This is a genomic window from Embleya sp. NPDC025285, assembly GCF_055558835.1.
This window is the reverse complement of sequence record NZ_JBVHLU010000072.1, coordinates 44,996-59,754: the sequence shown is the minus strand read 5'-3', so window position 1 is coordinate 59,754 and position 14,759 is coordinate 44,996. Positions and strand designations below refer to the sequence as shown.

The window sequence follows — 14,759 nt, the reverse complement described above, 5'->3', positions numbered from 1 at the left end:
AGATCTCCTCCGGCGTCCACTTCTCCATCGGCACGTCGTTGACCGAGGCCGGAGCGCCGCGGTAGTGCTTGAGCAACAGGTACTTGGCCATCGTGATTCTCCTCGCCCGTGCGACCTGTTGTGGTCGCGTTCACACCGGGGACGGAGCCGGTCACGGGTTCTCGACATCGACGGCCGAGGTTTCTCGCCTCTCGCCGGGGACCGGACGGCTCGGCCGGCTGAAGGGGCGTACGAAGGGGACCGGGCCGGGCATCATCCGATCGGCCGACCCGGGGGTCGACCGCTCGGGTGCGCGACGGCAGCCGCTCCGGGGATCCGGTTGCCGGCCCGCGCAGTGACGATGGAGGCAGTCGGCGCGACGGAAAGGACCGGCTGCCATGAAGCGAAACCCGAAGTCGGACAACAACGCGGTGAGCGAGCCGCACACCGCGTCGGGCGCTCCCCCGGTCGCCCGGTGGCGGTCCGGCGCGTCCGTCGTGGTGCTGGGAACCGTGGCCGCCGTGCTGGTGAGCGGCTGCGGGAGCGGCGACGGCGGCTCCGGTTCGAGTACGGCGCCGCCCGCGTCCGCGAGCGCCGCCCCGTCCGGCCCGGCCGTGTCATCGCCACCTGCCGCGCCGCCGAACGCCGCCGAGGCCCCCGGATCCGCGACCCCCGCAACACGCCTGCCACCCGGAGGGACCATGACCACGACACCGCCCCGCGGAACCCCGCGGGACGACCGGGCCCTGCTCGACGCATCGCGCAAGGGCGACACCGCCGGCGTACGTGCCGCGCTGGAGCGGGGCGCGAACGTCGAGGCGCGCGACGGCGACCGGCGTACGCCCCTGCTGCTCGCCGCGATCGAGGACCACGTCGAGGCCGCGCGCATCCTGGTCGCCGCGGGCGCCGATCCCGACGCGCGCGACTACCGCGACGACACGGCGTGGCTCGTGACCGGTGTGACCGGCAGCGTGGAGATGGCCCGTACGCTGCTGCCCGCCGACCCCGACCCGACGTTGCGAAACCGGTACGGCGGCACCGCGCTGATCCCCGCGAGCGAGCGAGGCCACGTCGAATATGTGCGCTTCGCGACCGCCGAAACCCGCATCGACGTCGACCACGTGAACAATCTCGGCTGGACCGCACTGCTGGAGGCGGTCATCCTCGGCGACGGCGGCCCCGACCACCAGGAGGTCGTCCGGCTCCTGCTCGCGGCCGGCGCCGACCCCCGCATCGCGGACAAGAGCGGGGTCACACCGCTGCGGCACGCCCAGGATCGCGGGTACCGCGCGATCGCCGACATCCTCCGGGCGACCCCCTGAAGGACCGCGGCGCAGTGCCGAACCCGCCGTGCGGGCGGCCTGTCGCCGGTTCCGACGGCCGGCACGCCGAGGGCTGCCACCAGCAGGCGTGCGGTGCCGAACCGGTGAGAGGTTCGGGCCACCAGAGGCGACGTCGCGGCGAACGTCAGCAGCGGGAGAGTGCTCAGCAACCCGCCCCAGCTCGACGCCAGGCCACTGCTGTGCTCGATCGCCGGCAGCAGCGTACCGACGCCGGTGAGACCGGTCCGCAGGTTCGCCGCCACGAGGCACATATGGGAACGCCCGGGCGGCCCTTGGCCACGCGGGCTTCAGGCCCGGACCGGGACCGTCGAAGCGGCCCGCCCGGCCCGGGTCACGAGCCGGCCGGTCGCGCGGGCGTGGCACACCCCCGCGACCGGCCCCCGGCCGTTAAGACCCCGGGCCCGGACTCGCCGGGCGCCGTCCGTCACTCGCGGGCGCCTCCCGAGCGCAGGAAACGTTCGATCGGGAGGGTGGCCGCGCCGAGGGCCACCGCGTCCGGGCCCAGGCGGGCGAGTTCGATGATGGTGCCCTCGAAGGGGCGGCGCAGGGAGTGTTCGGCGGCGTGGGACTGGATGGCCGGGAGCATGCGTGCGCCCACCACCAGGCCGGCCCAGCCGCCCAGGACGACGCGTTGCGGGTTGAGCAGGTTGATCAGGTTGCCGATGCCGACACCGAGGTAGAGCGCGGTGGTTTCCAGCACCTCGGCCGCCGCGGCGGAGATGTCGGCGGCGGCCACCAGCGCGGCGAGGCGGGTCTCCTCGTCGGCGCCGGTGAGCACGTCGTCGGACCGCAGTTCGCGGTAGCTGTCCAGGACGGCTTCGGCGCCGACGTACGCCTCCAGGCAGCCGAGGGCGCCGCAGCGGCAGCGGCGGCCGCGCACGTTGACGGTGAGGTGGCCCAACTCGCCCGCGCTGGTGGTGGATCCGCGGTAGGGCTTGCCGTTGGTGACGATGCTCGCGCCGATGCCCGAGCCGAGCAGGATCATCACCGCGTTCTCCGCGCCGCGCCCGGCGCCGAACCACATCTCGGCCTGGCCCATGGTCTTGGCGCCATTGTCGATGACCAGGGGCAGGTCGGTGCCCTCGCGGAGCAGGCGCAGCAGGGGGACCGCGTCCCAGCCGGTGGTTTGTCCGTGCACGAGCAGTTCGGGTCCGTGTTCGACCAGGCCGGGGACGCCGATGCCCACGCCCATGATGGTCGCGGGGTCCACGCCGGCCTCGCCGATCACCTTGGTGATGCCGGTGAGGATGTGGCGCACCACTTCCTCGACGTCCGCGCCCTGGGCGGACAGGGCCATGTCGTCGCGGGCGATCTCCCGCATCGACAGGTCGAACAGCTCGACCCGGACCCGGGTTTCGCCGACGTCGACGCCGATCACCGAGGCGTAACCCGGTTCCACGCGCAGCAGTACCCGGGGGCGGCCGCCGGAGCTGTCGAGGGCCCCGGCCTCACCGACGATGCCCGAATCGACGAGTTCGCCGACAACGTTGCTGACGGTCGCGGCGCTCAGGCCGGTGAGTCCGCTCAGCTCCTGTCGGCTGAGCGGTCCGTCGGAGTACAGCCGCAGCAGGACCTGGGCGCGGTTGCCGCGTCGCAGGTCCTGGACCGTACTGAGCTTGTTCGGCGCCATCGTCACTCCCATGCCGGTCAATGCTTCGTACATATTTCAACTCATGGAGCAAGTCAGTCAAGGCCGTTCCATCAATGAACACCGCTTAATTTACGTGTTGAACAAACTCTTGACGGTGTTGTGACCGCCGAGTTAAATCACACCTCGAAAGAAGTCTTCGGTGACCACGGGCCGGCAGATCCGATCGATCGTGCCCCCGAAGCCACCATCTCGGCGCCGCACCGAACCGCTCACCGGGCCACGCCCGCCCACACCCCACGCAGCCCATGCCCCCGCGCGCGCCCGGTGCCCCCCGCCCCGCACCTCCTCGCACACCCGGCACCGCACCCCCGCACTCCGCTCTCGCACCTTCCATTGCCCCCGCGCCCGCCGCTTCCCCACCGCACCCATCCGTACCGAGGAGCTCATCATCGTGCGTGTACGAAGAGTCGCCACCGCCGTGGCGCTGATCCTGTCCGCCTCCACCCTCGCCGCGTGCGGTGGATCCGACGACTCGTCCTCCGGAGATTCCGACTCGGGCTCGAACGCGGGCCGGACCCTGACCTACTGGGCCAGCAACCAGGGCACCAGCATCGAGCACGACAAGCAGGTCCTGCGGCCCGAGTTGGACAAGTTCACCCAGCGCACCGGCATCAAGGTCGACCTCGAAGTCGTCCCGTGGGCGGATCTGCTCAACCGCATCCTCGCCGCGACCACCTCCGGCAAGGGGCCGGACGTGCTCAACATCGGCAACACGTGGTCCGCCTCGCTCCAGGCCACCGACGCGTTCGTGCCGATCGACGACAAGATCCTGGCGAAGGTCGGCGGCAAGGATCGTTTCCTCGGCCCCAGTTACGCCGCCACCGGAGCGGTCGGCAAGCCGCCCGTCGGGCTGCCGGTGTACAGCAACGCCTATGCGCTCTACTACAACAAGAAGCTGTTCGCGGACGCCGGCCTCAAGCCGCCGACCACGTGGGACGAGATGGCCGACGTGGGTGCCAAGCTCACCGGCAACGGCCGCTGGGGACTGGCGCTCGAAGGCGGCAGCGGCACCGAACTGGTGCACCACGCCTTCACGTTCGGCAAGCAGTACGGTGCCGACATCTTCGCGGGCGACAAGCCCAGGTTCGACTCGCCGGAGATGGTCAGGGGCGTACAGCGCCTGGTCGAGTTGATGAGCAAGGACAAGATCGTCAACCCGAGCAACGCCGAGTACGGCGCGGGCACGCAGTCGCTCGCCGACTTCGCCGGCGGCAAGTCCGCGATGCTCATGTGGCAGTCCGCGAGCGGCTCGCTGATCTCCAACGGCATGAAGGCCGAGGACATCGGCGTGGTGCCGATCCCGATGCCCGCGAGCCCGCCCCCGGGCGGGGAGAAGATGAACAGCATGGTCAGCGGGATCAACATGTCCATCTTCAAGGGCAGCAAGAACAAGGCTGCCGCGACCGAACTACTCGCCTTCATGACGAGCGCCGAGACGCAGACGGTGCTGAACAAGGCCTACGGCTCGCTGCCCTCGGTCAAGGACGCCTACGGCGACCCGGCGTTCCAGACCGAGAACGTCAAGGTCTACCAGAAGGTCCTGGCCGAGACCGCCAGTCCGCTGCCGCAACTGCCGTCGGAGAGCCAGTTCGAGACCTTCGTCGGCAACGCCGTCAAGCAATTGGTCGCGGACGCCGCCTCCGGCAGGACGATCAACGAGGAAGCGGTCCGCTCCCGGCTCAAGGACGCCCAGCAGAAGATGCTCGCGGCCGGCTGACCCATCGTCACATCGGTTCGGGGGCGGGCCGGTTCCCCCGCCCCCGAACCACCCCGCCCGCCGGGCACCCGCGTGCACCACGACCGCGGTCGGGCGCGGGATCACGAAAGGAAGTACTCGATGGCCGCCATCACCACGCGGCAGCCGACCGTCGCGAAGGACCCTCCACCCACCCCACGCCCCCGCAGGAGTCTGCGCCGGCCGTTTCGCGTCCGCCGCGGCGCGCTGCCCTATCTGTTGCTGGCACCCGCGATCCTGCTCGAACTGCTGATCCACATCGTCCCAATGTTCGTCGGCATCGGGATGAGCTTCCTCAAGCTCACCCAGTTCCACATCCGACACTGGAGCAGCGCACCCTTCGCCGGATTCGACAACTACCGACTGGCGATCGACATCGACGGCCCGGTGGGCAAGTCGCTGCTGCACTCGTTCTGGATCACGGTCGCCTTCACCACGCTGGTCGTGGGCATCTCGTGGCTGCTCGGCGCGATCGGCGCGATCCTGATGCAGGGCGCGTTCCGCGGACGCGCGGTGCTGCGCGCGGTGTTCCTGGTCCCGTACGCGCTGCCCGTGTACACCGGCGCAATCACCTTCGGCTTCATGTTCCAGCGCGACACCGGCCTGGTGAACCACGTCCTGGTCGACCAACTGGGTCTGGTCGACGACCGGCCGTTCTGGCTGATCGGCGGCAACAGCTTCTGGGCGCTGGTGATCACCGCCGTCTGGCGCACCTGGCCGTTCGCGTTCCTGTGCCTGATGGCCGCGTTGCAGAACATCCCCAAGGATCTGTACGAGGCCGCCTCGCTGGACGGCGCCGGCGTCTGGCAACAGATCCGCCGGGTCACGCTGCCGATGCTCGCGCCGGTCAACCGGGTCGTCGTACTGGTGTTGTTCCTGTGGACGTTCAACGACTTCAACACGCCGTACGTGCTGTTCGGCAAGTCGGCGCCGGAGGAGGCCGACCTGATCTCGATCCACATCTACCAGAACTCGTTCGTCACCTGGAACTTCGGCACCGGTTCGGCGATGTCCGTGCTGTTGTTGCTGTTCCTGATGCTGGTCAGCCTCGCCTATCTGGCGGTCGGCCGGCTGAGAGGCAGGGCCGATGCTTGAGCCGCGGTGGTTTCGTTGGGTGCGCCGGGTCGGACTGAGCCTGCTCACCGTGTTCGCACTCGTCCCGGTGTACGTCATGGTCACCTCCGCGCTCAAGCCGCTGGAGGACGTGCAGCGCGAGTTCCGCTGGATCCCCTCGCGGGTCACCCTGCGCCCGTTCGCCGACATCTGGGACACGGTGCCGCTGGGCCGGTACTTCGTGAACAGCCTGGTCGTCTCCGGCGTCGCGACCGTCTGCTCGGTGACGATCGCGGTCTTCGCCGCGTACACGATCAGCCGGCACACCTTCCGCGGCCGGCAGGTGTTCTCGATCTCGGTGTTGTCGACTCAGATGTTCCCCGGAATCCTGTTCCTGCTCCCGCTGTTCCTGCTGTTCGTCAACATCGGCAACGCCACCGGCATCGAGCTCTACGGCAGCAGGCTCGGGCTGATCGTCACCTACCTGACCTTCTCGCTGCCGTTCGCGATCTGGATGCTGGTCGGCTACTTCGACTCCATTCCGCGCGACCTGGACGAGGCCGCGATGGTCGACGGCAACGGGCCGATCGGCGCGCTGATCCGGGTCGTCATCCCGGCCGCGTCGCCGGGAATCGTGGCGGTGGCCGTGTACGCGTTCATGACCGCGTGGGGCGAGGTGTTGTTCGCCTCGGTGATGACCGACGAGTCCACCCGCACGCTCGCGGTCGGCCTTCAGGGGTACGCGACGCAGAACAACGTCTTCTGGAACCAGGTGATGGCCGCCTCGCTCGTGGTGAGCGTGCCAGTGGTCGCCGGCTTCCTCTTCCTCCAGCGCTACCTGGTCGCCGGCCTGACCGCCGGTGCCGTCAAGTAACCGTCCGGGTGGGCGTCGAGCAGCCGGGCGAACGGTCGGTCCCACAGCCGCCGGACAACTCCCCGCTCACGCGCACCGCGCACGTGTACACCCGCACATCCATCACCTGCACCCCCTGCATCCGCACACCCGTACATCCGCTCACCAGCCCGATTCAGCCCCATCGCACCTCTCGCGGATTCGCGCCCGACGCACGCGTGTCGACACGACGCGCGGGCGCGATGCGAGGCATGCCCGGAACATCCGAAGGAACCTCATGCCTGATACGACCGCCTTCCCCGAGGACTTCGTCTGGGGAGCGGCCACGTCCGCCTACCAGATCGAGGGAGCCGTCGCAGCGGACGGCCGACTGCCGTCCATCTGGGACACGTTCGCCCACACCCCCGGAACCATCGACAACGGCGACACCGGCGACCTGGCCTGCGACCACTATCACCGCTGGCCCGAAGACGTGGCGTTGATGGGCGACTTGGGCCTGAACGCCTATCGCTTCTCGATCGCCTGGCCGCGGATCGTGCCCACCGGCAGCGGTGCGGTCAATGCCAAGGGGCTCGCGTTCTACGACCGGCTCGTCGACAGGTTGCTCGACGCGGGCATTCGGCCGTTCGCCACGCTCTACCACTGGGACCTGCCACAGACACTTCAGGACGCCGGCGGCTGGACCGTACGCGACACCGCCGAACGCTTCGCCGAGTACGCGGGCGTCGTCGCCGGTCGGCTCGGCGACCGGATCACCGACTGGATCACCCTCAACGAACCGCTGTGTTCGGCCTGGATCGGCCACCTGGAGGGCCGGATGGCACCGGGCCTGACCGACCTGACCGCCGCCGTGCGCGCGTCGTACCACCTCCTGCTCGGCCACGGCCTGGCCACCCGGGCCGTTCGGGCCGCGGCGCCGCGCACCCCCTCCGTCGGCTACGTCGTCAACCTCAGCCCGTGCGAGCCGGCCACCGACCGCGCCGAGGACATCGCGGCGGCCGCCCGCGCCGACGGACACATCAACCGCTGGTGGCTCGACCCGGTGTACGGCCGCGGCTTCCCGAGCGACATGCGCGAGGTGTACGGCGTGGAACTGCCCGAACAGGCCGGGGACGCCGAGTTGATCGCCCAGCCGATCGACTTCCTGGGCATCAACTACTACTTCCGCCAGATCGTCACCGACGATCCGACCGGCCCCGCACCGCACTTCCGCCAGGTCCCGGTACCAGGCGCACCCACCACGGGCATGGACTGGGAGGTGTATCCCGACGGCCTGGAGCAACTGCTGGTCCGCGCCGCGGCCGAATACCCCGTCGACACCCTGCACGTCACCGAATCCGGCGCGGCCTGGCCCGACGAGCGCAACGCCGCCGGCGAGGTGCACGACGAACTGCGCGCCGCCTACCTGGAAGGCCACATCGCCGCCTGTGCCCGCGCGATCGAGCGCGGCGCGCCGGTCCGGGGCTACTTCGCGTGGTCCCTGCTGGACAACTTCGAATGGGCCTACGGCTACGACAAGCGCTTCGGCCTCGTCCACGTCGACTACGCCACCCAGGAACGCACCATCAAGTCCTCGGGTCACCGCTACGCCGCCCTGATCCGAGCACACGCCGAACGCACCGGCCGAACCACGTCCGCATCCCGACTCCCGACCGCCCGGTAAGCCCGTCACCGGCCGTCGCCGGCGCCCTCGGGGCTGTCAGGATGGGCGACCAGGAGCGCATGAGGGATTGCGGAATCGGCAGAGGGGGCACTCCGTGCCCCGTTTCGGGCGAGCTTCGCATGCGGGCCGGTTGGCCACAGGTCTTTCGGCCATGCCACTGCTGTTGACGGCGTGTTCGTCGGGGGACGGCGGCATACCGGATCTCCGTCGCACCGAAGGCCCGACGTCCGCCGGGGTCTCCGCCGAAGGGAGCGCCACGAACAACGACGAGGCCCAGGCGACGAGGCGCGCGCCGACGGGCGCATCCGCGCCGGTCAACGTGGTCAAGGTGGTCGGCCCCCATGGCAGTGGGCTTTCAATTACCTGGAGGACCCGGCGAATCGGGCCGGAGCGGTCTACGACGTCGGGTCGAGCGGGAACATCCCCACGCTGTACCTGCCCCAGGGCGAACAGGTGCGGTTCGAGCTGATCTCGCTCCGAGGCGTCCGTCCGCGTCTTGGTCTCTCGGCACCGCGCAACCCATGCGGGGTCAGTCTCGCGGACCGGCACCGCGCGGTCCACGTCGGGAACTGTGACGGTTCGACCCGGGAGGTCGTGCCGCCCGACGTACCGGCGTGAGTCGGTCGCGGGGGTCGGTTCGCAATCGGCCCGGGTCCGCATGCCGTTCGGGTGAGTGCCGCTCGTCGAACCGACACGGCACCGCACGCAGACACGCACTGACCAGAATTGCCTCCATGCCACCAAGCCAACCACAACCATCACCGCGGACGATCCCGGCGGGCGGATGGTGAGGACACACCCGGCCGCCACTCGGGGGTGCCGCTGGACAGCGGGGTCTGGGCGTACCTCGCCCACACACCTGGTCGGGCTGCCCGCCGCACGCGCCTCCCGGCTGCGCGGGTATCGCGACGCGTACCGCTAGGCCGTTGCCGTGGGGATCGCCTGCTCCTTGCCGACGGCCCGGTTCGCGGGCGGTTCGGGCAGCCAGTCGCGAGCCGGGTCGTACTCCAGCCACCGGCGTTGCGCCGCTTCGGTGGCGCAGACGGCGGTGAGGTCGCCCAGTCCCGGGTGTCCGTTGCCGGCGCGCCACAGCAGCGACCAGGCGTACAGCGGCGTGGGGTCCACCAGCGGGACGGAGCGCAGCCCCGGGATCTCCGGCAGCGGCGCGTCCGCGGGCAGGAGCGAGAAGCCTCGCGGGTCTTGCGCCACCTCGGCGAGGAAGTGCGCGAGGCCCAGGTTGACGCTCGTGGCCGTGTCTCGGATCTCGAATCGGTCGGCGAACCGGTGCAGGAAGTCGAGCCGGTCCAGCCGACCGGGTGCCCACAGCACGCTGTCGCTCAACCGGTCGGGCCGCAGTGCCGGTTCGGCCGCGAGCGGATGGTCCGTACTCAGAACGGCATCCACCGGCTCCAGGCGCACGAGGCGGTGGGTCAGGCCGGACGGCAGCGGGGGGTGGACCCGGCCGAAGGCCGCGTCGATGTCGCCGTGCAGCAGTGCCGCCGTCACCGACGGCAGGTCGCGACCGTGCCCCAGCGTCAGGTCCCCGGCTTGACCGGCGACATGGGCCAGCGTCCGCATCGGTGCGTAGAGGTGCCCCCAGACGTCGACACGCAGTGGACGGTGCCTGCCGACCGCCGCCGCGACCGCGGCGTCGGCGACGGCCAGGGTCTGCCGGGCCGGCGGGAGGAAACGCTGTCCGGCCTCGGTGAGGCGAACCCCGTTGCCGTCGCGCTGGAACAACTCGACGCCGAGCAGGGATTCCAGCCGCGCGATCCTCTTGGACAGCGCCTGCTGGGAAATGGCGAGCGTCCCTGCCGCCCGCCCGAAGTGCAGTTCATCGACGGCTCGCACGAAGGCGCGTACCTGTGCCACGTCGAGATCCATGGCTCCCACCATAGGTGACAACCGAAAGTTGTCGGCTGTGCGTGGGCGTTGTTGGATCACGGGGTTGCCGTGGAGGTTGCATGCTCGCCATGCGAAGACTAGATTCCCACCGGGGAGGCGGCGCGTCCCGTCGCCTTCACCGAGGCTCCCCGGCCCATCCCGGAACACGGTGAGGCGCTGGTCAAGGTCGAGGCGTTCGCTCCGAACCGAGGCGAGACGTTCCTCCTCGAACACCCCCGGCCTGGCATGCTGCCCGGCAAGGACATCGCGGGGCTCGTCGTGCAGGCGGCGGCCGACGGCTCGGGTCCCGGCATCGGCACCCGCGTGGTCGGACATCCGGCGCAGGGCGGCTGGGCCGAGTACGCCGCCGTGCCCACTCACTCGCTCGCGGTGCTCCCGGACGGGGTCGACAGCATACGGGCGGCGGCCCTGCCCCTGGCCGGGATCACCGCCTTGCGTCTGCTGCGTACGGCCGGTTCCCTGGCAGGCAGGCGAGTGCTGCTGACCGGTGCCGCGGGCGGGGTCGGCCACTACGTCACCGAACTGGCCGTCGCTGCCGGGGCCGAGCTGACAGCGGTCACGGCCACGCCGGCTCGCGGCCGGCGGCTCGCCGAGCTGGGCGCGCAGGTGGTGCACGACGTCGCGGCGGCTCGAGGGCCGTTCGACGTCGTGCTGGAGTCCGCGGGCGGGCCCGATCTGCCGGCCGCCCTCGCCAAGGTGCGTCCCGGCGGGCTGCTCGTCTGGTTCGGCCAGGCCAGCCGCACCCCGGTGACCCTCGACTTCTTCCAACTGCTGAGCGGGCCCGAGCGCGTCACGATCCGGCACTTCCACTACGCCGGTGCCCCCCTACGGCTCCGACCTCGCAGCCCTGGTACGCCTCGTGGAGCAGGAGCGGCTGCACCCGGAGATCGGCCGGATCGCCGCCTGGTCGCAAACCGCCGACACGCTGGTGGACTTGCGGGAGCGCCGGATACGGGGCAAGGCCGTGCTGACAACGGGAGCAACCCGATGAGCTTCGCCGAGTTCGCCACCCCCGACTGCACACGCGCCGGCCGCACGGGCGTCGGCGTCGCGCGCATCGGGTCGGCGGAGGCGAAGGCGCTGACCGGCCGGATCGCGGCAGGCGTCGGACGCCCGGAGGAGATCGCGGCGGCCGTGGCATTCCTCGCCTCGTCCGACGCGTCCTACGTCAACGGCCAGGACCTCGTCATCGACGGCGGCCTGCTCGGTGCGGTATCCGCCTGACGCCCGGCCCCGCACACCCGAAGCCGGAATCACGGACTTCCGCGCGCATCCACTCGCTTCCTTGTCTTGCCCGCTCAGGGCGAAGGGAGCCACCTTGACTGATCAAGGTAGGGTGAGTGCGTGCCCACCCGCGTACGACGCAACCCCGAAGACGCCAGGCGCATGATCCTCGAGGCGGCGAGCAAGTTGCTCGCCGCCGGTGGTCCGGCCGCCGTACAGGTGCGCGCCGTCGCCGCCGAGATCGGGATCACCGACGCGGCGGTCAACCACCACTTCGGCACGCGTGACCGGCTGTTGGAGTCGCTGCTGCGATTCGGCGGGACGAAGCTCAAGGCCGAACTGCACGCGGTGCTGAGTATGTGGACCGACGGCCCGGTCGACCCCGCCGAGTTGGTGCGGGCGTTGTCCGCGCTCTATGCCGACGGCTATGCCGAACTGGCGCTGGCCCTGCATCAGTCCGGTTGGCGCGACACCGGCAGCGGCCTGCTCGACGAGGTGGTGGACCGACTGCACGCTCAGGCGCGGCAACAGTGTGCCGCCGAAGGGCGAACTCCCCCGCCCCGCGAGGCGATCCAACTGACGATGGCCGGATTGCACCAAGCCGTTGCGATGGATCCCCTATTCGGCGATGACTTCCGCAGGAGCGTCGGACTCGACACCACAGCGCGAGATCGCATGCTCGATTGGTGGATCGAGATCCTGCGCACGACCATTGCCGGGCACGGCCCCCGGGTGGCGGCGGTTCCGGCGCGGCGCGCTTGAGACGTATGGCACCGTGTGGTCGGCGGCGACGGACGAAGGACGGGGTGCGGTGGACGAGTTGGGGCCGACTGATCCGCGGCGCATCGGTGACTTCGAGATCCTCGGCCGACTGGGTTCGGGTGGCATGGGGAGCGTGTACGTCGGGCGCTCGCGCGGCGGGCGCCTCGTCGCGGTCAAGGTGATCCGCTCCGGCCTCGATTCCGAACCGCACTACCGAGCGCGCTTCCGGCAGGAGGTCCAGGCACTGCGCGGTGTCGCCTCACTGTTCACGGCGGCCGTTGTCGACGCCGACCCGGACGGTGAACCACCCTGGCTGGCAACCGAGTTCATCCCGGCCCCGACCCTCGACGAAGCGATACGCGCGTTCGGTCCGCTGCCCGCGTCCACCCTGCATGTGATGGCGTGTGGACTCGCGGAGGCCCTGAACGCGATCCACTCCGGTGGCACGGCGCACCGCGACATCAAGCCCGCCAACATCCTCCTGGCCGCCGACGGGCCCAGAATCATCGACTTCGGAATCGCGGTGGGCGCCGACGACCCCGCCTCCCCCGCCGACCGCCTCGCGGCGCGGCTCACCGCGACCGGGGCGATCATCGGGACACCGGGCTACCTGTCCCCCGAGCAGGCACACGGCATGCGGGCGGGCACCGCGTCCGATCTGTTCGCGCTCGGCTGCGTCCTGGTGTTCGCGGGGACGGGCAGGCCTCCGTACGCGTCGGCGTCGCTCGCCGAACTCCTGCGGCAGGTCGTGCAGGACGAGCCGTACCTGGGCGACCTGCCGGAGCCCCTGCGCGGCCCGGCGGCGGGTTGCCTGGCCAAGGAGCCGGAGGAACGCCCTTCCGCACGGGCCCTGTTGGAGCAGTTGGTCGCCATCGCACCGCCGCACTTCGGGCCGGACTGGCTACCGCCCACGCTGCAAGCCCTGGTGGCCGACCGAGCAGCGGCGCACCGGCAACCGGCCGCGTCCTCCGCGCCCGCGAACGCGCAGGCCGCCACGGAAGTGACCCCTGCCCTCCGATACGCACCGACTCAACCGCAGCAACCACGACAACCCCCGGAACCACCGACGCCGTTCGACCCCGTCGTGCCGCAACAGCCGGCCACACCGCCTGCCGCCCCGTCGACGGCTCCGCGCGGCCGCTTCGCCGGAAAGCGGATGCCCGCCGTCGTGTTGTCCGCCGTCGCGGCGGTCGCGGCGGCGATCACCGTGCCCCTCCTGCTGATCGGCGACTCCAATGGCGGTGCGAGCGACGGTAGTCGGTCCACCGGCAACACGGGGGCGACGTCGAGTTCGTCCGTTCCCACACCGAACACCGCAAGCACCCCGAAACCCCCTGGTACGCAACCTCCGTCCGCCGCGCCGGAGCCGAACTCGGCGACACCGAGCGGCTCCACCTCGGGGTATCCCGCCGGTGTCGTCGTCAGGGTGAAGGCGTCGAGCAAGAGCCCCTGGATCACCGCGAAGGCATCCGACGGAACGTTGATCTTCGAGGGACGCGTGGATGAGGGCGCCACGCGGCAGTTCACCGATCCCTCGAGGATCGACCTGTTGATCGGTAACGCCGGCGCGGTGCGGCTCGACGTCAACGGCGTCGACCTGGGCAGCCCAGGCGCGCTGGGCGAGGTCATGCGCTTCACCTTCAAGCCCGGCAACCCACGACCCTCGTAACGCCGGGCGCCGCGTCCCCGCGTCTCGCCGACCGGCCCATCGTCCGCTCGACCGCCCGCGCGCACGGCCCAGTCGCACGCGGCTCGCGGCTCGCTCCTGCGCAGGGCGCGGGCCTTCGCCCCGACCTGCCGACCGTGTGCGGCTCCGATGGGGTCGCTGGTACGGATGTCCCTGCCTGCCTGACCGCCGATGAACGGATTGTCGACGGCTCAGAGCACGGCCGGCGAGTATTCCGCACGGACGAACGCGTTTCGGAAGCCCACCGTGTCGCCCACCCGGCGTTGACGTCGTGCACGGAACATCCCCGACGGATCCCTTGACCTGATCAAGTTGACCGATCCTCGTTGGCCTCCGAACCCTTGCCCGCCATCTCGACACGTGTCGCCTCCCGGGTGACGGGAGGCGGGAGGCGGGAGTGGCCATGACGTTGGACATCGGCACCATCGCGGAAGCCGGGCTGTTCGTGAATCGATCCTGGGCACCCGGTGGCAACGGTCGGTTCGACGACGTCTCGCCCGGGGACGGATCGGTGCTCGCGACGATCGCGGATGGCGGCGTCGTGGATGTGCTCGGCGCCGTCCAAGCCGCCCGAACCGCCTTCGACTCCGGGCCCTGGCCGCGAATGTCCCCCGCCGTGAGCGCGCCCGTGCTCGGAGCGACCAAGCCGCACCACATCGACGACGCGATCGCCGCACTGGACATCACCCTCGACGAGGAACAGACGGCCCCGCTCGAGACGCCGTACCGCCCGCACCCGGTCATCGGACACAACCGACCATCGCGCCGATCACCCGGACGAAAGGGAGTCGTCGCCACCGTCGATCCACCCGCGGACCCCGCGGCCGGCCTGCACGAGTCCGCTGTGGCGTGCCTTCCCCGCGGCGTGCCGTGACGCCACTCGGCCGCATCCCGCGAGCCGCCC

The 14,759-nt window shown here is 70.6% G+C and carries 11 protein-coding genes and 2 pseudogenes; 10 read left to right on the top strand and 3 right to left on the bottom strand.

Annotated features, from left to right (window positions below; translation table 11 throughout):
• A pseudogene (locus ACZ4FV_RS35890) lies at positions 1-91 on the bottom strand (YciI family protein); the annotation flags it as partial.
• Between the two features lie 589 nt (positions 92-680).
• Here ACZ4FV_RS35890 and ACZ4FV_RS35885 point away from each other — a divergent pair.
• Positions 681-1,301, top strand: coding sequence for an ankyrin repeat domain-containing protein (locus ACZ4FV_RS35885; protein WP_395860943.1), 621 nt, complete (start codon positions 681-683; stop codon positions 1,299-1,301).
• Between the two features lie 445 nt (positions 1,302-1,746).
• On the opposite strand, the gene ACZ4FV_RS35880 is transcribed toward ACZ4FV_RS35885, so the two are convergent.
• Positions 1,747-2,985, bottom strand: a complete 1,239-nt coding sequence (locus ACZ4FV_RS35880; RefSeq protein WP_395860025.1) for an ROK family transcriptional regulator — start codon at positions 2,983-2,985, stop codon at positions 1,747-1,749.
• Positions 2,986-3,364: 379 nt separating this feature from the next.
• Between ACZ4FV_RS35880 and ACZ4FV_RS35875 the strand changes: the two genes are divergently transcribed.
• The 4 genes from ACZ4FV_RS35875 (at position 3,365) to ACZ4FV_RS35860 (ending at position 8,277) form a co-directional block, all read left to right on the top strand.
• Complete coding sequence (locus ACZ4FV_RS35875; protein ID WP_395860027.1) at positions 3,365-4,690, top strand: ABC transporter substrate-binding protein; 1,326 nt, start codon at positions 3,365-3,367, stop codon at positions 4,688-4,690.
• Positions 4,691-4,810: 120 nt separating this feature from the next.
• Positions 4,811-5,803 carry a carbohydrate ABC transporter permease gene (locus ACZ4FV_RS35870; RefSeq protein WP_465324585.1) on the top strand — a complete coding sequence of 331 codons (993 nt, stop codon included), beginning with the start codon at positions 4,811-4,813 and terminating at the stop codon, positions 5,801-5,803.
• Positions 5,796-6,635, top strand: coding sequence for a carbohydrate ABC transporter permease (locus tag ACZ4FV_RS35865; protein ID WP_395860032.1), 840 nt, complete (start codon positions 5,796-5,798; stop codon positions 6,633-6,635). The genes ACZ4FV_RS35870 and ACZ4FV_RS35865 overlap by 8 nt, the downstream gene beginning before the upstream one ends.
• A 256-nt stretch (positions 6,636-6,891) precedes the next feature.
• Positions 6,892-8,277, top strand: a complete 1,386-nt coding sequence (locus ACZ4FV_RS35860; protein ID WP_465324581.1) for a GH1 family beta-glucosidase — start codon at positions 6,892-6,894, stop codon at positions 8,275-8,277.
• A 918-nt stretch (positions 8,278-9,195) separates the two neighbouring features.
• Here the strand turns inward: ACZ4FV_RS35860 and ACZ4FV_RS35855 are convergent.
• The gene (locus tag ACZ4FV_RS35855) at positions 9,196-10,161 is read right to left on the bottom strand and encodes a LysR family transcriptional regulator (protein WP_465324579.1); all 966 of its coding nucleotides are present in this window, start codon (positions 10,159-10,161) and stop codon (positions 9,196-9,198) included.
• Positions 10,162-10,250: 89 nt separating this feature from the next.
• Here ACZ4FV_RS35855 and ACZ4FV_RS35850 point away from each other — a divergent pair.
• From ACZ4FV_RS35850 to ACZ4FV_RS35830, 5 genes and pseudogenes are all read left to right on the top strand, one after another.
• Positions 10,251-11,173: pseudogene (locus ACZ4FV_RS35850) on the top strand (zinc-binding dehydrogenase).
• Complete coding sequence (locus ACZ4FV_RS35845; protein WP_465324577.1) at positions 11,170-11,406, top strand: SDR family oxidoreductase; 237 nt, start codon at positions 11,170-11,172, stop codon at positions 11,404-11,406. The pseudogene ACZ4FV_RS35850 and the gene ACZ4FV_RS35845 overlap by 4 nt, the downstream one beginning before the upstream one ends.
• Positions 11,407-11,526: 120 nt before the next feature.
• Positions 11,527-12,168, top strand: a complete 642-nt coding sequence (locus tag ACZ4FV_RS35840) for a TetR family transcriptional regulator (protein ID WP_395860043.1) — start codon at positions 11,527-11,529, stop codon at positions 12,166-12,168.
• A gap of 49 nt (positions 12,169-12,217) precedes the next feature.
• Positions 12,218-13,837, top strand: a complete 1,620-nt coding sequence (locus ACZ4FV_RS35835) for a RodZ domain-containing protein (protein WP_465324575.1) — start codon at positions 12,218-12,220, stop codon at positions 13,835-13,837.
• A 421-nt stretch (positions 13,838-14,258) separates the two neighbouring features.
• A complete protein-coding gene (locus tag ACZ4FV_RS35830; RefSeq protein WP_395860047.1) occupies positions 14,259-14,729 on the top strand; it encodes a hypothetical protein in 471 nt (156 codons plus the stop codon).
• Positions 14,730-14,759 lie beyond the last annotated feature (30 nt).